Raw genomic sequence first — 25,232 nt, forward strand, 5'->3', positions numbered from 1 at the left:
AATCCGTTTAGCTGCGCGCTGCAGCGATCTTGATCAGCTTGGCGTAGTAGAACCCGTCATGGCCCCCTTGCTGGGCCAGCAGTTGGCGACCATGGGGCTGTTTGAGCCCGGCCGACGTGGCCAGATCCAGTTCGCGGGCGCCGGGGGTACGCTCAAGGAACGCAGCGATGACTTCGGTATTCTCGGTCGGCAGCGTCGAGCAGGTGGCGTACAGCAGGATGCCGCCGACTTCGAGGGTTTTCCACATCGCGTCGAGCAACTCGCCTTGCAGTTGCGCGAGGGCGACGATGTCGTCCGGTTGACGGGTCAGCTTGATGTCCGGATGACGGCGAATCACACCGGTGGCGGAGCATGGTGCGTCGAGCAGAATGCGCTGGAACGGTTTGCCGTCCCACCATTTCGCGGTATCGCGGCCGTCGGCGGCGATCAGTTCGGCGTTGAGACCGAGGCGTTCAAGGTTCTCCTTGACCCGCACCAGACGCTTGGCTTCCAGATCCACCGCCACCACACCGGCCAGCGCCGGTTCGGCTTCGAGGATGTGGCAAGTCTTGCCGCCCGGCGCGCAGCAGGCGTCGAGCACGCGTTGGCCCGGCGCCAGATCGAGCAGATCGGCGGCCAGTTGCGCCGCTTCGTCCTGCACGCTGATCCAGCCTTCGGCGAAACCTGGCAGGCTGCGTACGTCGGCAGCGGCTTCGAGAATGATGCCGTCGCGACTGTAAACGCACGGCGTCGCGGCAATCCCGGCTTCAGTCAGCAAGCCGAGGTAGGCGTCGCGGCTGTGATGGCGGCGGTTGACCCGCAGGATCATCGGCGGATGTGCGTTGTTCGCTGCGCAGATGGCTTCCCACTGCTCCGGCCAGAAGGCCTTCAGGGATTTTTGCAGCCAGCGCGGGTGAGCGGTACGCACCACCGGATCACGTTCCAACTCAGCGAAAATCGTCTCGCTTTCGCGCTGGGCGTTACGCAGCACCGCGTTGAGCAGGCCTTTGGCCCACGGCTTCTTCAGCTTGTCCGCGCAACCCACCGTTTCGCCGATGGCGGCGTGGGCCGGCACGCGGGTGTAGAGCAATTGATAGAGACCGACCAGCAGCAACGCCTCGACGTCGGCATCCGCGGCTTTGAACGGCTTTTGCAGCAGCTTCTCGGCCAGTGCCGACAGGCGTGGCTGCCAGCGCGCAGTGCCGAAGGCCAGATCCTGAGTGAAGCCGCGATCACGATCCTCGACTTTGTCCAGTTGCGTCGGCAGGGAGCTGTTCAAAGAGGCTTTGCCGCTGAGCACGGCGGCGAGTGCCTTGGCGGCGGCCAGGCGCGGGTTCATTGCGCGTCCACCGCTGCGCCGAGCACGGTGCCGACAGCGAATTTCTCTCGACGGCTGTTGAACAGGTCGCTGAAGTTCAGCGCCTTGCCGCCGGGCAGTTGCAGGCGGGTCAGGCACAGCGCCTGCTCGCCGCAAGCGACGACCAAACCGTCCTTGCTGGCGCTGAGGATTTCACCCGGCGCGCCTTTACCTTCGGCGAGTGTCGCCGCCAGTACTTTCAGCGCTTCACCGTTGAGGGTGCTGTGGGTGATCGGCCATGGGTTGAAGGCGCGCACCAGGCGTTCCAGCTCAACGGCCGGACGGCTCCAGTCGATGCGTGCTTCGTCTTTGTTCAGCTTGTGCGCGTAAGTGGCGAGCTCATCGTTCTGCACTTCGCCTTCCAGCGTGCCTGCAGCCAGACCGGCAATCGCCTGGACCACGGCGGGCGGACCCATTTCGGCGAGGCGGTCGTGCAGCGTGCCGCCGGTGTCTTCGCCGGTGATCGGCGTGACGACCTTGAGCAGCATCGGTCCGGTGTCGAGGCCCGCTTCCATGCGCATCACGGTCACGCCGCTTTCCGCGTCACCGTGTTCGACGGCGCGCTGAATCGGCGCCGCACCGCGCCAGCGTGGCAGCAAGGAGGCGTGGCTGTTGATGCAGCCCAGACGCGGGATATCCAGCACCACTTGCGGCAGGATCAGGCCGTAGGCGACCACTACCAGCAAATCCGGCTTCAGTGCGGCCAGTTCAGCCTGAGCGTCAGCGTTGCGCAAGGTCGGCGGCTGCAACACCTGAATATGGTTTTCCAGGGCGAGTTGTTTGACCGGGCTTGGCATCAGTTTTTGCCCGCGACCGGCCGGACGATCCGGTTGGGTATAGACCGCAACGATCTCGTAAGGGCTGTTCAGCAGGGCCTTGAGGTGTTCGGCGGCGAATTCGGGGGTGCCGGCAAAAACGATGCGCAGTGGCTCAGTCATGAAGGGAGTCTCATAAAAAGAAAAAGGCTTGCCGCAGCAAGCCTTTGAAGAGGGGCATCAAGCGTTCTGGCGGTGCTGCTTTTCCAGTTTCTTCTTGATCCGGTCGCGTTTGAGCGTGGACAGGTAATCGACGAACAATTTGCCGTTGAGGTGGTCGCATTCGTGCTGGATGCACACCGCGAGCAGGCCTTCGGCGATCAGTTCATAGGGCTTGCCATCGCGGTCCAGCGCCTTGATCTTGACCTTTTGCGGGCGGTCGACGTTTTCGTAGAAACCCGGTACCGACAGGCAACCTTCCTGGTATTGGTCCATTTCGTCGGTCAGCGATTCGAACTCGGGGTTGATGAACACCCGCGGTTCGGTGCGGTCTTCGGAAAGGTCCATCACGACGATACGTTTGTGCACGTTGACCTGGGTCGCGGCAAGGCCGATGCCCGGCGCTTCATACATTGTTTCAAACATGTCATCGACCAACTGACGCACTTCGTCGTCCACTACAGCCACAGGCTTGGCGATAGTGCGCAGACGCGGGTCCGGGAATTCGAGGATGTTTAAAATGGCCATAGGCTTTGATTGCTGCACACGTTGAGTAAAGTCGGGCGATGGCCTGGCAGGTCCGAAGATGCAGGCTACCGTTGTGAAGCGTAGCTTGTGCATTTTGCACAAGCGAGCCACGCGGGCTCTGACGGTTCACGCGAATGCACATGATAAAGGGATTCACTGCATGAGGAAAACACTACTCGCCCTGCTGCTGTTGGCCTCGGCCGGCGTGGCGCAAGGGCAAGTGCAACTCAGGGATGGTTTTCCACAGCAATACACGGTGGTTTCGGGGGATACGCTCTGGGACATTTCCGGCAAATACCTGCGCGAGCCCTGGCAGTGGCCACAACTGTGGCGGGCCAATCCGCAAATCGAAAACCCCAACCTGATCTATCCCGGCGACACGCTGACGCTCAGTTATGTCGATGGCCAGCCACGTCTGACCCTTAATCGCGGCGAGTCGCGCGGCACCATCAAGCTCTCGCCACGCATTCGCACCAGCCCGGTGGCCGAGGCGATTCCGAGCATTCCGCTGAAATCCATCAACAGCTTTTTGCTGAGCAACCGCATCGTCGACAAGGTCGAGGATTTCGACAAGGCGCCGTACATCGTCGCGGGTGACGCCGAACGCGTGCTCAGCGGCACTGGCGACCGGATCTTCGCTCGCGGCCATTTCGATCCCGATCAACCGGTCTACGGCATCTTCCGTCAGGGCAAGGTCTACACCGATCCACAGACCCAGGAGTTTCTCGGGATCAACGCCGACGACATCGGCGGCGGCGAAATCGTCGCCACCGAAGGCGACGTCGCCACCCTCGCCCTGCAACGCACCACCCAGGAAGTGCGCCTCGGCGACCGTTTGTTCAGCGGCGAAGAGCGCTCGATCAACTCGACCTTCATGCCCAGCGCGCCAACCACCAGTATCAACGGCGTGATCATCGATGTACCGCGCGGCGTCACCCAGATTGGCGTGATGGACGTGGTCACGTTGAACAAAGGCAAGCGCGACGGTCTGGCCGAAGGCAACGTGCTGGTGGTGATGAAAACCGGCGAAACCGTGCGTGACCGCATCACCGGCCAGCCACTGAAGATTCCCGATGAACGCGCCGGGTTGCTGATGGTGTTCCGCACTTACGACAAACTCAGCTACGGCCTCGTCCTCAACGCATCGCGCTCGTTGGCGGTGCTCGACAAGGTGCGAAATCCGTAAGCGTGCTGCACAAGTTACCAACAGAGTTATCCACAGCTTGTTCCGAATGGTTCGGGGCTTATAACGATCAAGGATGATCCATCATGTTGCCTGTCTGTACACCAGTTTCCCCGGCGGAACTGGAAGCGCGTTTGCGCCTGCACCGCTTGCCCGATGTCGGCCCCAAGCGCTTTGCCAAATTGCTCGAGGCTTTCGGCTCGGCCTCCAAAGCCATCAGCGCACCGGCCAGCGCCTGGCGTTCGCTGGGTTTGCCGGCGACGTGTGCCGAAGCGCGGCGCTGTCCCGAGGTTCGCGACGGCGCCAGCCATGCAATGCGCTGGCTAGAGCGCCCCGAGCATCATTTGCTGATGTGGGACCAGCCGGATTACCCGGCGTTGCTGGCGCAGATTCCCGATCCGCCACCACTATTGTTTGTTGCCGGTGATCCGCAGATTCTGGAAAAACCGCAACTGGCGATGGTTGGCAGTCGCCGGGCATCGCGTCCGGGCATGGACACCGCAGTGGCATTTTCCCGCAGTCTCGCCGGGGCCGGTTTCGTCATCACCAGCGGCCTGGCGCTAGGCATCGATGCCGCTGCGCATCAGGCCGCGCTGGATATTGGCGGGTTGACGGTCGGTGTCCTCGGCACGGGGCTGGAAAATTTTTATCCACAGCGCAACCGCCGCCTGGCTGACGCGATGATTGCGTCCGGCAGCGCAGTGCTTTCCGAGTTTCCGCTGGACGCCGGACCAACGGCGAGCAACTTCCCGCGACGTAACCGCATCATCAGCGGTTTGTCCCTTGGTGTACTGGTGGTCGAGGCCAGTGTGGCCAGCGGTTCGCTGATCACCGCGCGGCTGGCAGCAGAACAGGGGCGCGAGGTTTATGCCATTCCCGGTTCGATCCATCATCCCGGCGCGCGCGGCTGTCACCAATTGATCCGCGATGGCGCGGTGCTGGTGGAAACCATTGAGCACATCCTCGAAGCCTTGCGTGGTTGGCAGCATCTGCCGCTATCCACTGACACGGCGAAAGCCGATCACCCGTTGCTCATCCTGCTCCATGCCGCCCCGCACACCAGCGAAGGCTTGGCTGACAGCAGCGGCTGGACGTTGCCCAAAGTGCTGGCGGCACTCACCGAACTGGAAATGGATGGCCGTGCAGTGTGCGAAAACGGTCGCTGGTTGGCCAGGACACGCTAGGTTTTACAAGGAAGATCGGTAAACTGCGCGAAACCTGTTTGCGGAGAGTTTTTTCATGGTTAACAGTTGGCGTGTGCAACAAGCCGCACGAGAGATTCGCGCCGGGGCGGTGATTGCCTATCCAACCGAAGCCGTCTGGGGGCTGGGTTGCGACCCATGGAACGAAGAGGCCGTGGATCGTTTGCTGGCGATCAAGAATCGTTCGGTGGTCAAAGGCCTGATTCTGGTTGCCGACAACATTCGCCAGTTCGACTTTCTGTTCGAAGACTTCCCGCAAGAATGGATCGACCGCATGGCCAGCACCTGGCCGGGGCCGAACACCTGGCTGGTGCCGCATCAAGGCTTGCTCCCGGAATGGGTGACCGGCATGCACGATACCGTCGCGCTGCGGGTCAGTGATCATCCGCAAGTACGCGATCTGTGCTCGATGGTCGGGCCGTTGATTTCGACCTCAGCCAACCCGCAGGGCCGCCCGGCGGCGCGCACGCGATTGCGTGTCGAGCAGTATTTCCGTGGGCAGATCGATCTGATACTGGGCGGGCAACTGGGTGGGCGCAAGAACCCCAGCGTGATTCGTGATCTGGCGACCGGCAAAGTCATTCGTCCCGACTGATCCAGCCTCGAACATTTGTAACGTGAGTACTCCTCGCCTTGATGGCGAGGAGTACTACAGGTGCCTGCGATTTATCCTGCAATGATGCTGGTTGTTGCGTCGGAAAAATCGTCAACTATTTGAATCAACTGAATTTTCCCACCTGATTATCAGACCGCATTTCGTGGCGGTATCGCCAAAAGCAACCATCCTTTCCCTGCACTCGAAACACTTCGATAAGTTAAGGTCTGCGGAGAAAGAATGGACACTACGGATTTGCAACTCACGGATCACCTGCAGGCGCTCCAGGTGACGTTAAACAGTCATCAGGAGGGTTGCCGTATCGTGATGCTTGAAGCGGGGTCGGATACCCAGGTGTTCGATCGGTTTATCGATCGGCAATTTCGGCTTCGGCTGCAGCATTACATGCTGACGTCCAGGGCGCGGATGCTCGAAACCCGACTGGCGACACGGTCGCGCAGTACCCATTTTCTGCTGTATCGGCACGAGCAACTGCTGGCGGTATTGAGGGCCACTCCGGCGCCGTTCGAGTGGGCATCACTGGCGCAGCAACATGTTTCGCCCACGGTGGCCTTGTCACGCCATGTCGAACTCAGTCGCTTGATCTCGTACGCGCCCAGCCAACAGCCCATTGCCGTCGACAGTCTGCTGGCGGCCGCTGCCGAGTGGGCCATAAAACAGGGCTATCAAGGTGTCACAGCGTTGTGCAGGGCATCGCAGCTACGCCTGTACCAGCGTTTCGGTCTGATGCCGGTCGCCTCCAATCCCTTGCATATCGAACAGCGCGCACGCGGGGATTACTGGGTGTTGTCAGCCGAGTGGCGGCAAATCCTCGCCGCTTTGCAACAGCCTGATTCCGCGACGGTCGGTCATTGGGCGCCAAGACCGTTGGCGGCTCATCCACCGCAGTACTGAACACTCTCGAAGCGTCCTGCCAGTCATGGTTCTGAAACCCTGACTGGCAGGACGCCCGGAGGTATCAAGGCAGCAGGACGGTGGAACCGGTAGTGCGCCGCGCCGACAGCTCGGTTTGCGCCTTCGCCGCATCAGCCAGTGGATAACGCTGGCTGACATCCACCTTCAACTTGCCGCTGATGATCATCTCGAACAGCTCATCGGCCATTCGCTGCAGGTTTTCGGCGTTGTTGGCATAAGTCGCCAGCGTCGGCCGGGTCACGTACAGCGAACCCTTGGCGGAGAGAATCCCCAGATTCACGCCGTCCACCGCACCGGAGGCATTGCCGAAGCTCACCACCAGGCCACGCGGCGAAACGCTGTCGAGGGACGTCAGCCAGGTGTCCTTGCCGACACCGTCATAGACCACCGGGACTTTCTTGCCATCGGTCAATTCCAGCACGCGCTGGGCAACGTTTTCGTGGCTGTAATCGATCGTCGCCCAGGCGCCATTGGCCTTGGCCAGTTCGGCTTTCTCTTTGGAACTGACGGTGCCGATCAGCTTCACACCCAGTGCCTTGGCCCACTGACAGGCTAGCGAACCGACACCGCCGGCCGCCGCGTGGAACAGAATGGTTTCGCCACCCTTGAGTTCATAGGTCTGGCGCAGCAGGTATTGCACGGTCAGGCCTTTGAGCATTACACCGGCAGCCGTTTCGAAACTGATTTCGTCGGGCAGATGCACCAGATTATCCTGGGGCAGCACATGCAATTCGCTGTAGGCCCCCAACGGGCCGCTGCCATAGGCCACGCGATCACCGACCTTGAACCGGGTGACGTCGCTGCCCACGGCATCGACGATCCCCGCACCTTCAGCACCCAGGCCGGACGGCAAGGCGGGCGGTGCGTACAGACCGCTGCGGTAATAGGTGTCGATGAAGTTCAGGCCGATCGCCTTGTTCGCCACGCGGACTTGATTGGGGCCGGGCGCGGCGGGTTGGTAATCAACATATTCGAGCACTTCGGGGCCGCCATGGGCGCGGAACTGGATACGCTTTGCCATCTGCCTGCTCTCCTTGGGTCTTTTGTGAGCCCCCTATCCAACTCCCATGCTTGATCTTCGTCAACTGCGGCGGGCTGTTGTGCGGTGGTATGCTACGCGCCCATTTGCGTCGCCCGTCTGCCGGGGCGCCGCCCGATTCAAGGTGAAGCCATGACGACCCGCACCGACGCCGTAAAGGCCTATCTGCTCGACCTGCAAGACCGCATCTGCGCGGCTCTCGAAACCGAAGACGGCGGCACGCGCTTCGTCGAAGACGCCTGGACCCGGCCCGCCGGCGGTGGCGGTCGTACTCGCGTGATCGAGAACGGCACGGTAATCGAAAAGGGTGGTGTCAACTTTTCCCACGTCTTCGGCAGTGGTCTGCCACCGTCGGCCAGCGCCCATCGCCCGGAATTGGCTGGCCGCGGTTTCGAAGCCCTTGGCGTGTCGCTGGTGATCCACCCGCACAACCCGCATGTGCCGACGTCCCACGCCAACGTGCGCTTTTTCATCGCCGAGAAGGAGGGTGAAGAGCCGGTCTGGTGGTTCGGCGGCGGCTTCGACCTGACCCCGTATTACGGCAATGAAGAAGATTGCGTTCACTGGCACCGCATCGCCGAGCAGGCCTGCGCGCCGTTCGGGGCAGACGTTTATCCGCGCTACAAGGCTTGGTGCGATACCTATTTCCACATCAAGCATCGCCACGAACCGCGTGGCATTGGCGGCCTGTTTTTCGATGACCTGAACGAATGGGACTTCGACACCAGCTTCGCCTTTATGCGCGCCATCGGTGACGCGTACATCGACGCCTATCTGCCGATCGTGCAGCGCCGCAAGAACGATGCCTTCACTGCCCGGCAGCGAGAGTTTCAGGAATTCCGCCGTGGCCGTTACGTCGAGTTCAATCTGGTCTACGACCGTGGCACCTTGTTCGGTCTGCAATCGGGCGGGCGCACCGAGTCGATCCTGATGTCGTTGCCGCCGCAAGTGCGCTGGGGCTATGACTGGAAAGCCGAGCCTGGCAGCGAAGAAGCACGCCTGACCGAGTACTTCCTGCAAGACCGCGACTGGCTGGCCGAGGCCTGAGGACATCTGATGGATCGTTACGTCGTTTTCGGCAACCCGATCGGCCACAGCAAATCGCCGATGATTCACAAGCTGTTCGCCGAGCAGACCGGCCAGCACCTCGACTACAGCACCTTGCTGGCGCCGCTCGACGATTTCGCCGGCTGCGCCACGGCGTTTTTCCAGGAGGGTCGCGGCGCCAACGTCACTGTGCCGTTCAAGGAAGATGCCTATCGTCTGGCCAACAGCCTGACCGCGCGTGCACAACGGGCTGGCGCGGTGAACACCTTGAGCAAACTGGCCGACGGCTCACTGCTCGGTGATAACACTGACGGCGCCGGACTGGTGCGCGATCTGACGGTGAACGCCGGGTTCAGCCTGACCGGCAAACGCATTTTGCTGCTCGGTGCCGGTGGTGCGGTGCGCGGTGCGCTGGAACCGTTGCTGGCGGAACAACCGGCCTCGGTGATCATCGCCAATCGTACGGTGGACAAGGCTGAGTTGCTGGCGGAGTTGTTCTGCGACCTCGGGCCGGTCTCGGCCAGTGGTTTCGACTGGTTGCGCGAGCCGGTTGACGTGATCATCAATGCCACATCGGCCAGCCTCACTGGTGACGTGCCGCCGATTGCACCGAGCCTGATCGAGCCGGGCAAGACCCTCTGCTACGACATGATGTACGGCAAGGAGCCGACGGCGTTCTGCCGCTGGGCCCGTGAACATGGCGCGGCGGTGGCGATGGATGGCTTGGGGATGTTGGCGGAGCAGGCGGCTGAGGCGTTTTTCCTGTGGCGTGGTGTGCGCCCTGATACCGCTCCGGTACTCGCCGAACTACGCCGCCAACTGGCGCAATAAATACCCATGTGGGAGATTCTATGGTTGAGGGGAAGCCCTCAACTGACTTTTGTCTGGTATTCGCTTTGCCCTTTCAGCAAGGCGAATACCACCCGAGCAAGTTTGCGAGCCAGCATCACCAACGCCTGCGTGGTGCTGAAACCCCGTGCTCTTTGGGCCTCGTAAAACCCTTTCCAGGCTTTCGTACGGCTAGCCGACATCGCAGCGTTGTGCAAAAGTCGGCGGGCCTCGGGGTCTCCGCGCTTGGTCAAGCTGCGGCGACCGTCCTTTTGCCCTGATTTCGATACCCTTAAATCCATGCCCAGGAAGGCGATAAACGCATCCGCGTTGCTAAATTCCCCCCGCTGAAACGCCGTGAGCAGGCGCGCTCCGGTCAGAAATCCAATGCCCTCAACTTTCAGGCAACGCTTCAATTGGCCGAGCAAACCGGCTTGTTTGAGCTGATCGTTGATCGTCTTTTCGATCATCGTTTCAAGCCGCTGCATGGATTTTATTTGTTCAGCAAAAGCTGCCTTCAATAGCGGCTCATTCGACCAGCTCTGCACCAGGCCGACCCTTGCCTGGACCAAAGCCGCGCGGCGGCGGAAAAGGCTCAGGAGCTGGCGGTACAGCGGTGATGGCGGGGTCCAGGGGCGCAACTCCTCGGCTTCGTTCTTCAGGTAACGGGCCAGCAACTTGGCGTCCAAGGCGTCGGTTTTGGCGCGGATCTTCACGCCTTCGCGGTAATGTTTGAGTTCATAGCCGCCCACCATGTAAATCGTGCAACCGGCCGCATAGGCCAAATCAGCGAATTCCAGGTGGTAGATGTTGGTTGCCTCAATGGCAATAGACACGGGGCCGAGCAAGGCCTTCAGCCACTGCTTAATGGATGTTTTGGTGTTGGGAATTGCTTCAAGCAGATCGCTATCGGCCTGATAAATCACCAGTTCATTTTTGGCGACATCCACGCCAACGATCGGATTTGATAGAGCGACCGGCATTGCCACAGGATTTCCTCCGGGATAAGGTTTGAGCACTTGAAGGGCTCACCCAGAGGCGCAGGCTTGTTCCTATCGTCGGTCTAGCCAGATGCATTCTTTATCGGCGCTTGGGTGAAAGGAGGAGGGGCGAAATCTCCCACGGTCTGTGCTGCGTCAACAGTCAGAATCGAGCCTTGTCCCTCCTCCTCCCTTCAAGTCCTACCATACAAGCGAGCCTGCTCGCGAAAGCGGTCTGTCTGACACATCAATGTTGGATGTGCAGCAGTCTTCGCGAGCAGGCTCGCTCCCACAAGGATTACCTTGATCGCCAATCAATCCTCAAACCGGATCGGGCATTTCTCTGGCCCTTCCAGTTTGCGTAACTCCTCTACGACCTGCGGCCGCGCCCGGCGCAAGGTCAGGCTGCGATTCTGGCTAAGCAAGCGTCGCGCCTCCTGATGCAACATCTCCACGCCCGAATAGTCGATGAAGTTGATCTGCTGCGCCTCAATCACCACGCGTGCGCCGTGCATGCGCTGCAGACGTACTTGCAGGTAATGGCTGGCGCCGAAAAAGATCGATCCGCCGACACGCAACACATCGTCTTCGCCGTCGCGCCAGTGCTGCACGCGCGGTTGCGAAGTGCGCTTGAGGTAAAAGAACAGCGAGGCCAGCACACCGGCATAAATCGCTGTCTGCAACTCCAGCAGCAACGTCGCCAGACAAGTCAGGGCCATCACCACGAACTCGGCGCGGCTGACGCGCAGCAATGAGCGAATGCCTCGGTGGTCGACCAGCCCCCAGGCAATCAACAGAATGCTCCCAGCCATCGCCGGGATCGGAATGTGCGCAATCAGCCCCGCACCAAAAATTGCGAACAACGCCACCCAGATTGCTGAAAACACCCCGGCCAGCGGCGAGCAAGCGCCCGCCTCGTAACTTAGGCCCGAGCGGGTGAACGACCCGGCCGACAGCGACCCGGAAAAGAACGCCCCGACAATATTCGACAAGCCCTGCGCACGGACTTCCTGATTGGCATCAAGCAATTGCTGCGACCGCGCCGAAATCGAGCGCGCAATCGACAGACTGGTAACCAGGCCGAGCATGCCCACCGCCACAGCGCTTGGCAGCAACCGCAGGATCAAATCCAGATCCAGCGGCAATCCACTGAACGGCGGCAAACGCCCGACAAACGCGCTGACCAGATGCACATGGCCGAACACGCCCGGCCACAACCACACCAGCAAACTGGCCAGCACCAGCGTGATCAACAGCGTCGGCCAGCGCGGCAACAGGTGTTTGAGCAGCAGACCGACGACCACCGTGGCCAAACCCAATACCAGCGAAGGTTTATCCACAGCCCGCAGGTGTTGCAGCAGATCCATCAAACTGGCCAGCGCAGTGGCTTTTGCCGGCAACTCCAGGCCCAGCAGGTTTGGCAATTGCCCGATAGCAATCACCACCGCCGCGCCAAGGGTGAACCCCAGCACCACCGAATGCGAGACGAAATTCACCAGCGCGCCAAAGCGCAGCAAACCGAGCAGCCACTGGAATATCCCCGCAAGCAAGGTCAGCAGCAGGATCAGGGTGATGTAGTCCTGCGAGGCCGGAACCGCTAAAGGGCTGACACTGGCAAACAGCACAATCGAAATCGCTGCCGTCGGACCGCAGATCAAATGCCACGACGAACCCCACAGGCAGGCGATCAGCACTGGGATGATCGCGGCGTAGAGGCCGTACTCAGGTGGCAGACCGGCGATCAATGCGTAGGCAATCGACTGGGGTAAGGCGAGAATCGCCCCGCTGAGGCCGACGATCAGATCCCGTCCGACGCTGGCGCGGGTTTGTCGCGGCAACCAGGTGAGGAAGGGGAAGAGAGAGTGGCGGCTGGGGAAGGCCATGGGTCCTCGCGGTTGGGTTTTGTTCAAGGTTATCAGGGTGCCAGGGCAAAGGCCCCTCACCCTAACCCTCTCCCAGAGGGAGAGGGGACTGACCGTGGTGTTTGTCAGAGATTCACCGATCTGCGATTTCAGAGTTGAGCGCAAGTTTTGAATCCAACAGATATCGGCTCCCTTTCCCCCTCGCCCCTCTGGGGGAGAGGGCTGGGGTGAGGGGGCAACAATCTCAAGCCGGGCACAATTCCAACAGCCCCACGATCAAAGCTTCGCTTTCACCGCCGCCAACGCATCCTTTCCGTCAGCCGTCTTGACGCCATCCAGCCACTTATCCAACACCGCCGGATTCGCCTTGATCCAAGCCTTCGCCGCCTCGGTATTGCTGACCTTTTTGTTCACCACCTCAGCCATGATGCTGTTCTCCATCTCCTGAGTGAACGAAAGATTGGTCAGCAATTTGCCCACATTCGGACACGCCTCGGCGTAGCCTTTGCGCGTTAACGTAAACACGCTGCCGGTGTCGCCAAAGTACTTCTCGCCACCCTTGAGGTAATGCATCTTCAACTGCACGTTCATCGGGTGCGGCGTCCAGCCGAGGAAGGTGACGAATTTCTGTTTCTTCACCGCCCGCGACACTTCAGCCAGCATCGCCTGTTCGCTGGATTCGATCAGCTTCCACTGGCCCATGTCGAAGTCGTTCTTCTTGATGATTTCCTGCAGCGAGATATTCGCCGGCGCACCCGAACCGATGCCGTAGATCTTACGGTCGAACTTGTCCGCGTATTTGTTCAGGTCGGCAAAGTTATGCACACCCGCGTCCCACACGTAGTCCGGCACGGCGAGGGTGAATTCTGTGCCGTCGAGGTTCTTCGCCAGTTGCGTGACATCGCCGGTGGCGACGAACTTGTCATAGAAACCCTGCTGCGCCGGCATCCAGTTGCCGAGAAACACGTCCACCTGGCCGTCCTTCAAACCACCGAAGGTGATCGGCACCGCGAGGGTGTCGACCTTGGCCTTGTAGCCCATGCCATCCAGCAGAAACCCGGTGATGGCGTTGGTCGCGGCGATGTCGCTCCAGCCCGGATCGGCCATTTTCACGGTGTCGCAGCTTTGCTCGGCGAAGGCCGAGGCGCTGCTCAGCGCGAACAGGCCGACCGTCACTATTGTGGATAACTTACGCATGGACGTCCCCTTAACATTATTGGTTTTGGCAGGGTTGTGGATAACGTGCTTTGCGTTCCAGATCGTCGAGGTCGATGTGGTTGCGCATGTATTGCTGACTGGCGTCCACCAGTGGCTGGTGATCCCAGCTCTTCAGCTTGCCGATGGTCAACGCGTCGGCGACAAATCTGCGGCGGCGCTGGCTGGCGAGGACCTCCCGGTGAATCGACTGAATGTCCCACTTGGCCCGTGCTTCGGCGAGAAAATCGTCGAACAGCTGGCGATGCTGCGGCGATTGGCTGAGTTCTTCCAGCTCGCGCGGATCGTTGTCTACGTCGAAGAGTAGGCAAGGGTCGCTTTCACTGTAGATAAATTTGTAGGCGCCGCGACGGATCATCATCAGCGGGCTGATGGTGCCTTCGGCCATGTATTCGCCGAACACTTCGTCATGACCGCCCTGCCCTCGCAGGTGCGAAACCAGTGAGCGGCCATCCAGTGGCAAGCCGGGTTCCAGCGTGCCGCCGGCCAATTCGACGAAGGTTGGCAACAGGTCTGCGGTCGATACGGCAGCGCTGACACGCCCGGCATCGAACTGGCCTGGAGCACTTATCAACAGGGGGACGCGCGCCGCCATTTCGTACCAATGCATTTTGTACCAAAGGCCCTTTTCGCCGAGCATGTCGCCGTGGTCACCGGAGAAGACAATAATTGTGTCATCGATCAGCCCGGTTTCTTCGAGGGTTTGCAGAAGTTTGCCGACGTTGGCGTCGATATAGCTGCAGGCACCGAAATACGCCCGGCGTGCATCGCGAATCTTATCCACAGGCAGTGGCTTATCCCACAGGTCATAAACCTTGAGCAGCCGCTGCGAGTGCGGATCGAGTTCGTGTTGATCCGGAGTTGTAGGCAACGGGATATCGGCATCGTCGTACAAATCCCAGAACGCCTTGGGAATGGTGTACGGGTCGTGTGGGTGAGTCATCGATACTGTCAGGCAGAACGGCTGGTCGCCGTCCTCGCGGATGTGATCGAACAGATATTGCTGCGCCTTGAACACCACCTCTTCATCGAAATCCAGCTGATTGGTGCGCACACATGGCCCAGCCTGCAGCACCGAAGACATGTTGTGGTACCAGCTCGGCCTTACATCCGGCTCATCCCAGTTCACGGCCCAACCGTAATCGGCCGGGTAGATATCACTGGTCAGGCGTTCTTCATAACCGTGCAACTGGTCCGGACCGCAGAAGTGCATCTTGCCGGATAGCGCGGTGCGGTAGCCCATGCGGCGCAGGTAGTGCGCGTAGGTCGGAATGTCGGCAGGGAAATCGGCGGCGTTGTCGTAGGCGCCGATCTTGCTCGGCAACTGGCCGCTGACCAGGGTGAACCGCGACGGCGCGCACAACGGGCTGTTGCAGTAAGCGGCGTCGAACACCACGCCTTGGGCGGCGAGGCGGGAAAGATTCGGCAGTTTGATCGGCGATGGGCCGTAAAACGGCAACATTGGCGCGGCCATCTGATCGGCCATGATGAAAAGAATATTCTTGCGCTTCATGTGATCGCGGCATTCCATAGTGAATATTTATGCGACATTGCTGCGATCGAGCATGGAGTCCATGCTTTATCTGGTAAAGCCCGCGCCGGACAATGACTAGGATAAGCACAGCTTATGTATGAAGCCTTGGGTGATCTGTCCCTCGACCTGCTGCGTGCCTTCGAAGCGGCAGCCCGCCAGCGCAGCTTTACCGCAGCGGCGGTAGAGCTTGGCACCACGCAACCAGCGATCAGTCAGCAGATCAAACGGCTGGAAGAACAACTCGGTACGCGACTATTTGATCGCATTTACCGTGGGATCGAGCTGACCGAAGTCGGCGCGATACTGTTTGAGCAAGTTACTCTCGGTTTGCAGAATATCGATGCAGGATTGAGCGCGATCAGCGCACAACAGCAGCATGAAGTCCTGCAAGTTGCCACCGACTTTGCCTTCGCTGCTTATTGGCTGATGCCGCGCCTGCACCGCTTTCATGAAGCCAACCCGCAGGTCGACGTCAGCCTGGTGACCAGCGAACGCAACCACAACATGCTGCGCACCGATATCGATGTGGCGATCCTGTTTGGCGACGGGCGTTTCAAGCAGGGCGAAAGCCATTGGCTGTTCAGCGAAGAAGTGTTCCCGGTGTGCAGTCCGCAATTGCTCAAGGACCGCGCCCTGCCCTTGCCTGCTCACGCGCTGCTGGAGTTCCCGTTGCTGCACCTGCGTGGGGAGAACAGCAGCAACTGGTTTGACTGGAGCGGTCTGTTTCGCGAGTTGGGCATCACTACACCGCCGGCGCCGGGGCAATTGCGTTTCGACAATTACACGCTGTTGATTCAGGCGGCGATTGGCGGCCAGGGCGTGGCGATCGGTTGGCGGCACCTTGTGGATAACTTGCTGACGCAAGGTCTGTTGTGTCGCCCGATTGCTGAAACGACGCTGTCGCGGTTGGGTTATTACGTGGTGCTGCCGCAACGCAAACGTCGGGGCGCGCTGATTCAGCAGTTTGTCGATTGGTTGATGGCGGAACAGGCGAGCAGTGCTGAGTCGCTTAATGGACTCGCACTGCCTTCGATCGCGGTTTGAAAGTCAAAAGATCGCAGCCTGCGGCAACTCCTACATCTGGAGCGCGGTCCCCCTGTAGGAGCTGCCGAAGGCTGCGATCTTTTACGAATCTGAAGCCGCAACGAAATTCACATGCTGCCCTACATGCAAATTCAGCCTTAGCTCATCGGCAATCCCCACCGCCACGCGGTTCAGCCGCTCCAGTGGCTCGGCCAGTCCCGGTTCGAGATTGCCGCCGACCTGGCTGAAATGCTCAATGGTCAACCCGGCCACGCCGTGTGGCGCATTGACCAGTGTCCAGTGCAGCGGACTGCTTTGCACGGCTTCGCGAATTTCTTCGGCGGCATGGCGTTGCAGGCGATCATCGACGTCCCGCTCATCGAGTACGGCAAAATCCCCCACCAGAAACAGCCGCGACACATTGGCCGCTTGCAGGCCATCGACCAGTGCGTCGACGGCCAGTACCTGCTCGACCGGTCCGAGCACAACGGAGCGTTCAATTTGATCGCTACTGAATGGCAACCCCGGTGCATCCAATAAACAGATCACTGCCGAACTGCCGGCCACGCTCTGATTGATCCGCTCCGAGTCGAACAAATCACCGGTTTTGGTACGCAAGCCCGGACGCGGCGCAAGTGCGGTCAGATCGTCGAGAATGGCGATGACTTCATGCTGACGACGCAGCAACTCAGCCATCAACGCGCTGCCCAGGCTACTCATGGCACCATAGAGCACCACTTTTACCGCCGGGGTTTCGGCATTTTTCATGGCTGATCCCTTTTCTTATACCTTGTATGGCGTGTGACATACGGGTAACGCTGAGGGTTCGAACCGATTTCCGAGGGTTTGCGATGCAAGCGATCAAGGGCTACCACGCCCACGTCTATTTCGACGCCGACACCATCGATCAGGCGCGCGCGTTGTGTGAGAAAGCCGCGCAATTGTTTCCATTGAAAATGGGCCGCGTCCACGAACGCCCGGTCGGCCCGCATCCGGACTGGAGTTGCCAGTTGGCCTTCGGCCCCGAGTTGATCAGCGATGTGCTGCCGTGGCTGGCGCTGAACCGCAAAGGTCTGGTGGTATTCCTGCACCCGGACACCGGTGATGACCTGCTCGACCACACCGAACACGCAATCTGGATGGGCGCGATGCGGTCGCTGGATCTGTCTGTTTTCTGATCACAGCGTTTCTTCGGCTTCGCCCGGCAGATGCTCGTCCAGGTGCAGCCAGGGCAATTGGCTGTCCGTCCAGATGTGTCGCTCGGCGGGTGCCTGCTCTGGGTGATCAAGTGTGGCGATGGTCACGTCGATGCTTTCAGGGCTGAGCAACGTCACCAGCGCCAGTTGCGCGCCGCACTGCGGGCAAAAGAACCGCGCACAACTGGCGGACGAGTCGTAACGCGACGGCGTACCGGCCAGCCATTGGAAACTGGAGCCTGGCACTGTGATCCACGTCGTGACGATGCCGCCGCTGACCTTGCGGCAGATCGAACAATGGCAATGGGCGATATCCTGCAACGCCCCGCTGAACTGATAACGAATGTGTCCGCAATGGCAGCCGCCGCTGTGCAATTGGCTCATGATCAAAGCCCTCCTTCCCGTGTTTATTGACTCTGGTTCGCATCCGACGGCCGGTTGACCGTTCACCCAAAGCTTTCTTCAGCGAAAGGTAGCTGAAAGCTTCCGCGATTAGGATCGCCTCCACTTCCGGCAACAGACCGGTCGGCCAATGCGTGTGATACCCCGCACGAACGGCCCAATTAACAACAACAATGGTGATTCTGATGTCCTCTGTAGCCCGCCTTCGCGCTGTCACTCCTCCCGTACGTCTCGTGCTTCCCGTTCTGCGCTGATCGGCCCGATCTGCTCATTTAACTAGCCACGCTACGCCTGGAGTATTCCCATGCTGACTTTCCTTGGCTTCGCCATGGTCATCACGTTCATGTTCCTGATCATGACCAAGCGCCTGTCCGCGCTGATCGCTCTGATCATCATCCCGATCGTCTTCGCCCTGTTCGGCGGTTTCGCACCGAAGATCGGTCCGATGATGCTCGAAGGCATCACCAAGCTCGCGCCGACCGGCGTGATGCTGATGTTCGCCATTCTCTATTTCGCCCTGATGATCGACTCCGGCCTGTTCGACCCGGCCGTGCGCAAGATCCTCAAACTGGTCAAGGGCGACCCGCTGAAAGTTTCGGTCGGCACCGCCGTACTGGCGCTCGTCGTTTCCCTCGATGGTGACGGCGCGACCACTTACATGATCTGCGTGGCCGCCATGCTGCCGCTGTACAGCCGCATCGGCATGAGCCCGCGGATCATGGCCGGTCTGATCATCCTCGCCGGTGGCGTGATGAACATGACCCCATGGGGCGGCCCGACTGCCCGCGCCGCCAGTGCGCTGCACGTCGATCCATCGGACATTTTCGTGCCGATGATTCCGGCGATGGCGGCTGGTGTTTTGGCGATCCTGGTCATCGCCTACTTTTACGGTAAGCGTGAGCGTGCGCGTCTCGGTGAGCTGCATCTGGTTGGCGATGATATCGATCACAGCGAAATCAGCGTGTCGCAATTCCCGGATGCCCGCCGTCCGAAACTGATCTGGTTCAACGGCGCCCTGACCTTCGGCCTGATGTGCACGCTGATCGCCGGCCTGTTGCCGTTGCCGGTGCTGTTCATGGTGGCGTTCAGTATTGCCATGATCGTCAACTACCCTTGCCTGCAGATGCAAAAGGATCGTGTCGCCGCTCACGCCGGCAGCGTGCTGGCAGTGGTCGGGCTGATCTTTGCGGCGGGTATCTTCACCGGTATCCTGAGCGGCACCGGCATGGTCGATGCGATGTCGAAGAGCCTGTTGGCGGTGATTCCGGATTTTCTCGGCCCGTACCTGGCCGTGATCACGGCGCTGGTGAGCATGCCGTTCACCTTCTTCATGTCCAACGATGCGTTCTACTATGGCGTGTTGCCGGTGTTGGCCGAGGCCGCCAGCCACTACGGGATCACCGCAGTGGAAATGGCCCGTGCCTCGATCGTCGGTCAGCCCGTCCACTTGCTGAGCCCGTTGGTGCCATCGACGTATCTGTTGGTGGCCCTGGCCGGCATCGATTTTGGTGACCACCAGCGTTTCACCCTGAAATGGGCGATCCTGGTTTGTATCTGCATCCTGATTGCTGCACTGCTGTTGGGGACTTTCCCGGTGTTCAGCACTCTATAAGCCCACGACTCACCGTTTCGGGTCCTGGCTTCGCTGTTTGAAGCCCGGACCTTTTTCGGTTTAACAATCGCTCAAAGGAATACACATGGAATGGCTGACCAACCCCGAAATCTGGGTTGCCTTCTTCACCCTGACCGCCCTGGAAATCGTCCTCGGCATCGATAACATCATCATGATTTCGATCCTGGTCAGCCGCATGCCCAAACACATGCAGCAGCGCACCCGGATCTTCGGTCTCGGCCTGGCCATGATCACCCGCATCCTGTTGCTGCTGTCGATCACCTGGGTCATGCGCCTCACCGCCGACCTGTTCGAGGTGTTCGGCCAAGGCATTTCCGGCCGTGACCTGATCCTGTTCTTCGGTGGTCTGTTCCTGCTGTGGAAGAGCTCGCAAGAGATGTACCACGCGCTGGAAGGCGAAGACGAAAGCGACGAAACCCCGGGCGGCAAGGGTGGCAACTTCCTCTACACCATCATCCAGATCGCGATCATCGACATCGTCTTCTCGCTGGATTCGGTGATCACCGCCGTGGGCATGGTGTCCCACGTGCCGGTGATGGTCGCGGCGATCGTCGTGGCGGTGCTGGTGATGATGCTGGCCTCGGGCAAGATCAGCGAGTTCATCGACAAGCACCCGTCGCTGAAGATGCTGGCGCTGTCGTTCCTGCTGGTGGTCGGCACCGTGCTGATTGCCGAGTCGTTCGACGTGCATGTGCCGAAGGGCTACGTCTACTTCGCCATGGCGTTCTCGCTGGCGGTGGAAGCGATCAACATCAAGCTGCGCGGCGCAATGGCCAAGAAGAGACAGCAGCAAGATCCGGTGAAACTGCGCAAGGACATCCCGGGCCAGTAACCCGGTAATCCAGACGCACGCAATACCCCCCCTGTGGGAGCGAGCCTGCTCGCGAAGACGGAGTGTCAGTCGACAAAAATGTTGGCTGATCCACCGCTTTCGCGAGCAGGCTCGCTCCCACATTTGTTTGTGCAACATTCAGTCACTGCGGACCTTGTGGGAGCTGGCTTGCCAGCGATAGCGGAGTGTCAGGCGACATCAATGTTGGTTGTGCCGACGCCATCGCTGGCAAGCCAGCTCCCACAGGAGACGGCGTTGATTTAAAGGGAGTGTATGAAGCGCTTTTCATGACACTTTTGTTTCAATCGACACTTTAGCTGTGCAATGCTGGCGCCCAGACCGTTAGCCAACTACAGCTTAAGTATCAAAAACGTAGAAACCGCGCGGTACCGTCAACTTGCCTCTCTGAGGCACTGCTATTACAGGGGGTCTGCATGCTCACCCTGCTCAATCTGCTTTCCGCCGTCGCCCTGCTGATCTGGGGCACGCATATCGTTCGAACCGGCATCCTGCGGGTGTACGGCACCAACCTGCGCCATGTGATTGGCCAAAACATGTCCAAGCGCTGGCTGGCCTTTGTCGCCGGCATCGTCGTTACCGCGATGGTGCAGAGCAGCAATGCCACGGCCATGCTCGTGACCTCTTTCGTCGGCCAGGGCCTGATGGCGCTGACCCCGGCGCTGGCGACCATGCTCGGCGCCGACGTCGGTACCGCGCTGATGGCGCGGGTGCTGACGTTTGACTTGTCGTGGCTGTCGCCGCTGCTGATTTTCCTCGGGGTGATTTTCTTTCTGTCGCGCAAACAGACGCGGCTCGGGCAGATGGGCCGGGTCAGCATCGGTCTGGGGCTGATCATTCTCGCGCTGCAATTGATCGTCGAGGCCGCTGCGCCGATCACTCACGCTCAAGGGGTCAAGGTGATCTTCGCCTCGCTGACCGGCGATATCCTTCTCGACGCCTTGGTCGGCGCATTGTTCGCGATGATTTCCTACTCGAGCCTCGCCGCCGTGTTGCTCACCGCGACACTGGCCGGCGCCAGTGTGATCAGCTTGCCGGTGGCGATCGGTCTGGTGATCGGCGCCAACATCGGCAGCGGCATCCTCGCTTTCATGAGCACCAGCATGCAGAACGCGGCCGGGCGGCAAGTGGCGCTGGGCAGTCTGCTGTACAAACTGATCGGCCTGCTGCTGATCATTCCGGTACTCGATCCGCTGGTGCACTGGATCGACAGCCTCGATTTCAGCCCGCAGGAAATGGTCATCGGTTTCCACTTGCTCTACAACACTGCGCGCTGCCTGATTCTGCTGCCGTCGGTGGGCCCGATGGCGCGCCTCTGCGCGTGGCTGCTGCCGGAACGGCCGGAGGTCAACGGCACTGCCAAACCGCGTCACCTCGATGCGACGGCACTGGTCACGCCGAGCCTGGCGTTGGCCAACGCCGCGCGGGAAACTCTGCGCATGGGCGATCTGCTCGACAACATGCTCGACGCCACCCTCGATGTGCTGCGCGGCAAGCAGACCGCCGTCACCCAGGAAATGCGCCGATTGACCGACGACGTCGAGGCGCTGTACAGCGCGATCAAGCTGTACCTGGCGCAGATGCCCCGCGAAGACCTCGGCGAGCAGGACAGTCGGCGCTGGGCCGAGATCATCGAGCTGGCGATCAATCTGAAACTGGCCGCCGACCTGATCGAACGCATGCTGCGCAAGATCCAGCAGCAGAAAACCTCGCAGCGGCGCTCGTTTTCCGAGGAAGGTCTGGAGGATCTGGCCGGATTGCAGCAGCAATTGATCGCTAATCTGCGGTTGGGGCTGTCGGTGTTCCTCAGTGGTGACCGCGAAAGCGCCCGCCAGCTACTGCGCGAGAAACGCCGCTTTCGCGCGCAGGAACGTCGTCTGGCCCATGCGCATGTCAGCCGTTTGCAACGCAAGATCGTGCAGAGTATCGAGACCAGTTCGCTGCATCTGGAGTTGATTGCCGACATGAAGCGGCTCAATTCGCTGTTTTGCGGCAGTGCGTATGTGGTGCTGGAAACGGCGGATACCGGGGCGCTGGCGGCGGATGATATTGCCGACATTACGCATTCGCCTTGAACGACTGGGGCTTGGTTTAGTCAGTTACATTGATTCAGCCTTCAGGCCGCTATCGCGAGCAGGCTCACTCCTACAGTGGGGAATGCATTTCAAATGTGGGAGCGAGCTTGCTCGCGAAGGCGATCTGACTGACGACACGGATCTCCAAATCAGCCGTATGGAAGCCTGTTATGCGTTGCCTGTTGTTCGCCTGTCTGTTGCTCGGTTCCCTGCCCGCCTTCGCCCTGGATCGTTTTCAGGTTGAAGGCTATGCGCTGCCCAATGGTTTGCAGTTGCTGCTCAAGCCCGGCACCGAGCGCGGGCATGTTGCGATCCGGTTGGTAGTGGGCGTCGGCCTTGATGATTTCGATTGCGATGACAAGGAGTTGCCGCACCTGCTTGAGCATTTGTTGTTCAGCGGCATCGATGCGACCGGCGAAGGCGGTTTAGAGGAACGTATGCAAGCGCTGGGTGGTGACTGGAATGCGTTCACCAGTAACGCCGACACCACGTTTGTCATCGAAGCGCCGGCGAAAAACCAGCGCAAGGTACTCGACCTGCTGCTCGCTCTGCTCACGCAAACGCGCATCGACGACAACGCGATCAACGCCGCCAAACGTGTGGTCGAGCGCGAGGACGGCGGCCATTACACACGCCTGCAGCGCTTCCTTGATCGTCAGGACCTTGGCCACACCGCGAGCAATCAGCTCGCCGTCGAACTGGGCTTGAAATGCCCGCAGCGCGCCGAGGTCGGTCACCTGACTCAGGAACAACTGGAGAAGGTGCGCGAGGCCTGGTACGCACCGAACAACATGACCCTGATCGTCGTCGGCGAACTCGACAAACTGCTGCCGGCCTATCTGGAACGCACCTGGGGCGCGCTCGAAGCGGTCGAGCCGAGCGAGCACCGTGCACTGCCGGACATCAGCACTAGCGCCGCCCATGAGCGCACCCTCACCCGTGGCTTTATCGGCGACAGCGCCAAGTTGCACTGGCTGGTGCCGGAACCGGTGCTGAACGATCAGTACGATGAGACGTTCGATATCCTCAAGGATTATCTGGATTGGGCGCTGTATCGGCAGATTCGTCTCAACCACGGTTTGTCCTATGGGCCGTGGGCCGAGCGTGAGGTATTTGGCGGCGTCGGTTTCATGAGCCTGAATGCCGATCTGGATCGTGATGACGTCGACGAAGCTATTCAGGTGCTGGAGGACCTCAAGGCTGATCTGCTGAAAAACGGCCTAGACCCGGATACTTTCGCGCGGATCAAACAGGCCTCGATCGCCCATCAGGCTTGGGCGGTACAGGGCAACAGCGCGATGGCGGATTACTACTGGAGCGCCCTCGGTGATTACCAGGACGGCCGTTTTGCCAACCCCGCGCGCGAGCTGCAAGGGGTGACGCTGGAAGCGGCGAACAAGGCCATGCGTGAGTTGCTGTTGCAACCGGGGTATCTGCGGATCGAGAAGCCGTTGATCAGTGATGATCAGGTTTTGTGGTTGAGTGCGGGTGGCTTGGGTCTGGTGTTGCTGGTCCTGATCGGCTGGCGTTTGCATCACCGCCGCCGGCCGGCCGAGCACTAATCCTGTAGGAGTGAGCCTGCTCGCGATAGCGGTCCTTCAGTCACCATTTCTTCGGCTGATATTCCGCAATCGCGAGCAGGCTCACTCCTACAATGAAATGCGTTGGTTTTAAGTGACCATCAGCCTTGCCAGCGCTACTCTGTCGAGGTTTTTTCCCCTCAAGTCGTGAACCGCCCAAATGCCAAAAATACAGCTCCTGATCCAGCGCATTCTCGAACTGATGAAGCGCTATCCCGGGGTCATTGCGCTTGGCGGGTTCATCTCCGGGGTCGGCAGTTTCATCATGGTCGATCGTCAGCAGGGCCTGGCGAGTTGGATCACCGTGATCATGCTGCTCAGCTGGATCTGGCTGATGCTGGAAAACACCCTCACCGGCCTCTTCACCCGCGTGTTCAAACGCGAGATTCCCCAGCCGCTGCTGCGTTACGCGACGCAGATGATCCATCAGGAAAGCCTGTTTTTCGTCCTGCCGTTCTTTTTCATCACCACGACGTGGAATAGCGGACAGCTGTTTTTCACCGGCCTGCTCAGCGTCGCGGCACTGATTTCCATCGTCGATCCGCTCTATTACAAATGGCTGGCGCCACGGCGCTGGGCGTTTCTCGCGCTGCACACTCTGACCCTGTTCGCCGCCCTGCTCACCGCGTTGCCGGTGATCATGCACCTGACCACCGCGCAAAGCTTCAAGTGGGCGCTTGGCATTGCCGTGTTGTTGTCGTTCCCGAGTCTGGCGTCGATCTTCCCGATCCGCACGCTGCGCAATGCCTTGGCGATCCTGTGCATCACGGTCGGCATCGGTGGCGTGGGTTGGGCGCTGCGTTCGTGGGTGCCACCGGCGACGCTGTGGATGACCGACGTGGCGATCAGCACGCAAATGCAGGACCGCACCCCAGGCGCCAGCCTCGACACGGTCAGCGCCGAGCAGATTCGTGGCGATGGCCTTTACGCCTATACCGCTATCAACGCGCCGCGCGGGCTGGATGAGCGGATTTATCACGTCTGGCAATTCAACGGCAAAGAGGTCGACCGCATCGCCCTCGACATCCATGGCGGGCGCAAGGAAGGCTACCGTGCGTGGACGCACAAGCAGAACTTCCCCGGCAACCCGACGGGCAAGTGGCAAGTGCGGGTGTTGACCGAGGATGGCCAGGTGATCGGCGTGCTGCGTTTCGAAGTCACGGACAGCACAGCGATCAAAGAAAAGTAATCCGGTTCGTGCTATTACGTTAGTT

At 60.1% G+C, this 25,232-nt stretch carries 23 protein-coding genes; 13 read left to right on the forward strand and 10 right to left on the reverse strand.

Features of this window, described 5'->3' with window-relative positions:
- Positions 1 to 7 precede the first annotated feature (7 nt).
- From rsmB to def, 3 genes are read right to left on the reverse strand one after another with little or no spacing between them, the layout of a single operon-like run.
- Positions 8 to 1,318: a 16S rRNA (cytosine(967)-C(5))-methyltransferase RsmB gene (gene rsmB, locus LOY43_RS00080; protein ID WP_095049571.1), complete on the reverse strand. Its 1,311-nt coding sequence runs from the start codon at positions 1,316 to 1,318 to the stop codon at positions 8 to 10.
- Positions 1,315 to 2,274, reverse strand: coding sequence for a methionyl-tRNA formyltransferase (gene fmt, locus LOY43_RS00085; RefSeq protein ID WP_220557227.1), 960 nt, complete (start codon positions 2,272 to 2,274; stop codon positions 1,315 to 1,317). Before fmt ends, rsmB begins: the two co-directional genes overlap by 4 nt.
- 57 nt (positions 2,275 to 2,331) lie before the next feature.
- A complete protein-coding gene (gene def / locus LOY43_RS00090) occupies positions 2,332 to 2,838 on the reverse strand; it encodes a peptide deformylase (protein WP_016984087.1) in 507 nt (168 codons plus the stop codon).
- A 160-nt stretch (positions 2,839 to 2,998) separates the two neighbouring features.
- Between def and LOY43_RS00095 the strand changes: the two genes are divergently transcribed.
- The 4 genes from LOY43_RS00095 (at position 2,999) to LOY43_RS00110 (ending at position 6,733) form a co-directional block, all read left to right on the forward strand.
- Positions 2,999 to 4,024 carry a LysM peptidoglycan-binding domain-containing protein gene (locus LOY43_RS00095; protein ID WP_095049569.1) on the forward strand — a complete coding sequence of 342 codons (1,026 nt, stop codon included), beginning with the start codon at positions 2,999 to 3,001 and terminating at the stop codon, positions 4,022 to 4,024.
- Positions 4,025 to 4,104: 80 nt separating this feature from the next.
- Positions 4,105 to 5,205, forward strand: a complete 1,101-nt coding sequence (gene dprA / locus LOY43_RS00100; protein ID WP_116254176.1) for a DNA-processing protein DprA — start codon at positions 4,105 to 4,107, stop codon at positions 5,203 to 5,205.
- Positions 5,206 to 5,260: 55 nt separating this feature from the next.
- Positions 5,261 to 5,818: an L-threonylcarbamoyladenylate synthase gene (locus LOY43_RS00105; protein WP_093429535.1), complete on the forward strand. Its 558-nt coding sequence runs from the start codon at positions 5,261 to 5,263 to the stop codon at positions 5,816 to 5,818.
- 240 nt (positions 5,819 to 6,058) lie between these two features.
- Positions 6,059 to 6,733, forward strand: a complete 675-nt coding sequence (locus LOY43_RS00110) for a hypothetical protein (RefSeq protein WP_258709033.1) — start codon at positions 6,059 to 6,061, stop codon at positions 6,731 to 6,733.
- Positions 6,734 to 6,797: 64 nt separating this feature from the next.
- Here the strand turns inward: LOY43_RS00110 and LOY43_RS00115 are convergent, their stop codons facing one another.
- A complete protein-coding gene (locus LOY43_RS00115; RefSeq protein WP_095049566.1) occupies positions 6,798 to 7,775 on the reverse strand; it encodes an NADPH:quinone reductase in 978 nt (325 codons plus the stop codon).
- Between the two features lie 150 nt (positions 7,776 to 7,925).
- Here LOY43_RS00115 and hemF point away from each other — a divergent pair, with 150 nt between their 5' ends.
- Positions 7,926 to 8,840 (forward strand): oxygen-dependent coproporphyrinogen oxidase, encoded by a 915-nt coding sequence (hemF, locus tag LOY43_RS00120; protein WP_095049565.1) that lies wholly within the window; start codon positions 7,926 to 7,928, stop codon positions 8,838 to 8,840.
- A 9-nt stretch (positions 8,841 to 8,849) separates the two neighbouring features.
- Positions 8,850 to 9,671 carry a shikimate dehydrogenase gene (aroE, locus tag LOY43_RS00125; protein WP_258709034.1) on the forward strand — a complete coding sequence of 274 codons (822 nt, stop codon included), beginning with the start codon at positions 8,850 to 8,852 and terminating at the stop codon, positions 9,669 to 9,671.
- 38 nt (positions 9,672 to 9,709) lie between these two features.
- On the opposite strand, the gene LOY43_RS00130 is transcribed toward aroE, so the two are convergent.
- The 4 genes from LOY43_RS00130 to betC all read right to left on the reverse strand — a co-directional run bounded on the left by LOY43_RS00130 (position 9,710) and on the right by betC (position 15,238).
- Positions 9,710 to 10,651, reverse strand: coding sequence for a transposase (locus tag LOY43_RS00130; protein WP_220558825.1), 942 nt, complete (start codon positions 10,649 to 10,651; stop codon positions 9,710 to 9,712).
- A gap of 311 nt (positions 10,652 to 10,962) precedes the next feature.
- Positions 10,963 to 12,531: a SulP family inorganic anion transporter gene (locus tag LOY43_RS00135; protein ID WP_258709035.1), complete on the reverse strand. Its 1,569-nt coding sequence runs from the start codon at positions 12,529 to 12,531 to the stop codon at positions 10,963 to 10,965.
- A gap of 255 nt (positions 12,532 to 12,786) precedes the next feature.
- Positions 12,787 to 13,707 carry a choline ABC transporter substrate-binding protein gene (gene choX, locus LOY43_RS00140; protein ID WP_095049562.1) on the reverse strand — a complete coding sequence of 307 codons (921 nt, stop codon included), beginning with the start codon at positions 13,705 to 13,707 and terminating at the stop codon, positions 12,787 to 12,789.
- 16 nt (positions 13,708 to 13,723) lie between these two features.
- Complete coding sequence (gene betC, locus LOY43_RS00145) at positions 13,724 to 15,238, reverse strand: choline-sulfatase (protein ID WP_258709036.1); 1,515 nt, start codon at positions 15,236 to 15,238, stop codon at positions 13,724 to 13,726.
- Between the two features lie 114 nt (positions 15,239 to 15,352).
- On the opposite strand from betC, the gene LOY43_RS00150 reads away from it, so the two are divergent.
- On the forward strand, positions 15,353 to 16,303 hold the full coding sequence (locus tag LOY43_RS00150) for a choline sulfate utilization transcriptional regulator (RefSeq protein ID WP_095125089.1): 951 nt from the start codon (positions 15,353 to 15,355) through the stop codon (positions 16,301 to 16,303).
- An 81-nt stretch (positions 16,304 to 16,384) separates the two neighbouring features.
- Here the strand turns inward: LOY43_RS00150 and LOY43_RS00155 are convergent, their stop codons facing one another.
- Positions 16,385 to 17,050, reverse strand: coding sequence for an NAD(P)-dependent oxidoreductase (locus LOY43_RS00155; protein ID WP_095049559.1), 666 nt, complete (start codon positions 17,048 to 17,050; stop codon positions 16,385 to 16,387).
- A gap of 83 nt (positions 17,051 to 17,133) precedes the next feature.
- On the opposite strand from LOY43_RS00155, the gene LOY43_RS00160 reads away from it, so the two are divergent.
- A complete protein-coding gene (locus LOY43_RS00160; protein WP_095049558.1) occupies positions 17,134 to 17,460 on the forward strand; it encodes a DOPA 4,5-dioxygenase family protein in 327 nt (108 codons plus the stop codon).
- On the opposite strand, the gene LOY43_RS00165 is transcribed toward LOY43_RS00160, so the two are convergent.
- On the reverse strand, positions 17,461 to 17,862 hold the full coding sequence (locus tag LOY43_RS00165) for a GFA family protein (protein WP_095049557.1): 402 nt from the start codon (positions 17,860 to 17,862) through the stop codon (positions 17,461 to 17,463). It abuts the gene before it with no gap.
- A gap of 322 nt (positions 17,863 to 18,184) precedes the next feature.
- On the opposite strand from LOY43_RS00165, the gene LOY43_RS00170 reads away from it, so the two are divergent.
- The 5 genes from LOY43_RS00170 to LOY43_RS00190 all read left to right on the forward strand — a co-directional run bounded on the left by LOY43_RS00170 (position 18,185) and on the right by LOY43_RS00190 (position 25,207).
- On the forward strand, positions 18,185 to 19,492 hold the full coding sequence (locus LOY43_RS00170; protein ID WP_095049556.1) for a CitMHS family transporter: 1,308 nt from the start codon (positions 18,185 to 18,187) through the stop codon (positions 19,490 to 19,492).
- An 85-nt stretch (positions 19,493 to 19,577) separates the two neighbouring features.
- Positions 19,578 to 20,345, forward strand: coding sequence for a TerC family protein (locus LOY43_RS00175; protein ID WP_007911817.1), 768 nt, complete (start codon positions 19,578 to 19,580; stop codon positions 20,343 to 20,345).
- 434 nt (positions 20,346 to 20,779) lie between these two features.
- On the forward strand, positions 20,780 to 22,438 hold the full coding sequence (locus tag LOY43_RS00180) for a Na/Pi cotransporter family protein (RefSeq protein WP_095125091.1): 1,659 nt from the start codon (positions 20,780 to 20,782) through the stop codon (positions 22,436 to 22,438).
- Positions 22,439 to 22,608: 170 nt separating this feature from the next.
- Entirely contained in the window at positions 22,609 to 24,000 is a 1,392-nt protein-coding gene (locus LOY43_RS00185; protein ID WP_095125092.1) for a pitrilysin family protein, read from the forward strand.
- 178 nt (positions 24,001 to 24,178) lie between these two features.
- A complete protein-coding gene (locus tag LOY43_RS00190; protein ID WP_258709037.1) occupies positions 24,179 to 25,207 on the forward strand; it encodes a DUF2914 domain-containing protein in 1,029 nt (342 codons plus the stop codon).
- Positions 25,208 to 25,232: the final 25 nt, after the last annotated feature.

The sequence above is a fragment of the Pseudomonas sp. B21-041 genome, from assembly GCF_024748675.1.
Classification (GTDB): Bacteria; Pseudomonadota; Gammaproteobacteria; order Pseudomonadales; family Pseudomonadaceae; genus Aquipseudomonas; species Aquipseudomonas neuropathica.

Bases quoted from the DNA above. Each gene is read 5' to 3' on its own strand.
- LOY43_RS00170 (WP_095049556.1), top strand. From the start codon at position 18,185: ATGCTGACTTTCCTTGGCTTCGCCATGGTCATCACGTTCATGTTCCTG.
- LOY43_RS00160 (WP_095049558.1), top strand. From the start codon at position 17,134: ATGCAAGCGATCAAGGGCTACCACGCCCACGTCTATTTCGACGCCGAC.
- fmt (WP_220557227.1), bottom strand. From the start codon at position 2,274: ATGACTGAGCCACTGCGCATCGTTTTTGCCGGCACCCCCGAATTCGCC.
- LOY43_RS00105 (WP_093429535.1), top strand. From the start codon at position 5,261: ATGGTTAACAGTTGGCGTGTGCAACAAGCCGCACGAGAGATTCGCGCC.
- LOY43_RS00130 (WP_220558825.1), bottom strand. From the start codon at position 10,651: ATGCCGGTCGCTCTATCAAATCCGATCGTTGGCGTGGATGTCGCCAAA.
- rsmB (WP_095049571.1), bottom strand. From the start codon at position 1,318: ATGAACCCGCGCCTGGCCGCCGCCAAGGCACTCGCCGCCGTGCTCAGC.
- choX (WP_095049562.1), bottom strand. From the start codon at position 13,707: ATGCGTAAGTTATCCACAATAGTGACGGTCGGCCTGTTCGCGCTGAGC.
- def (WP_016984087.1), bottom strand. From the start codon at position 2,838: ATGGCCATTTTAAACATCCTCGAATTCCCGGACCCGCGTCTGCGCACT.
- betC (WP_258709036.1), bottom strand. From the start codon at position 15,238: ATGAAGCGCAAGAATATTCTTTTCATCATGGCCGATCAGATGGCCGCG.
- LOY43_RS00165 (WP_095049557.1), bottom strand. From the start codon at position 17,862: ATGAGCCAATTGCACAGCGGCGGCTGCCATTGCGGACACATTCGTTAT.
- aroE (WP_258709034.1), top strand. From the start codon at position 8,850: ATGGATCGTTACGTCGTTTTCGGCAACCCGATCGGCCACAGCAAATCG.
- hemF (WP_095049565.1), top strand. From the start codon at position 7,926: ATGACGACCCGCACCGACGCCGTAAAGGCCTATCTGCTCGACCTGCAA.
- LOY43_RS00110 (WP_258709033.1), top strand. From the start codon at position 6,059: ATGGACACTACGGATTTGCAACTCACGGATCACCTGCAGGCGCTCCAG.
- LOY43_RS00190 (WP_258709037.1), top strand. From the start codon at position 24,179: ATGCCAAAAATACAGCTCCTGATCCAGCGCATTCTCGAACTGATGAAG.
- LOY43_RS00095 (WP_095049569.1), top strand. From the start codon at position 2,999: ATGAGGAAAACACTACTCGCCCTGCTGCTGTTGGCCTCGGCCGGCGTG.
- LOY43_RS00135 (WP_258709035.1), bottom strand. From the start codon at position 12,531: ATGGCCTTCCCCAGCCGCCACTCTCTCTTCCCCTTCCTCACCTGGTTG.
- LOY43_RS00185 (WP_095125092.1), top strand. From the start codon at position 22,609: ATGCGTTGCCTGTTGTTCGCCTGTCTGTTGCTCGGTTCCCTGCCCGCC.
- LOY43_RS00155 (WP_095049559.1), bottom strand. From the start codon at position 17,050: ATGAAAAATGCCGAAACCCCGGCGGTAAAAGTGGTGCTCTATGGTGCC.
- LOY43_RS00150 (WP_095125089.1), top strand. From the start codon at position 15,353: ATGTATGAAGCCTTGGGTGATCTGTCCCTCGACCTGCTGCGTGCCTTC.
- LOY43_RS00115 (WP_095049566.1), bottom strand. From the start codon at position 7,775: ATGGCAAAGCGTATCCAGTTCCGCGCCCATGGCGGCCCCGAAGTGCTC.
- LOY43_RS00175 (WP_007911817.1), top strand. From the start codon at position 19,578: ATGGAATGGCTGACCAACCCCGAAATCTGGGTTGCCTTCTTCACCCTG.
- LOY43_RS00180 (WP_095125091.1), top strand. From the start codon at position 20,780: ATGCTCACCCTGCTCAATCTGCTTTCCGCCGTCGCCCTGCTGATCTGG.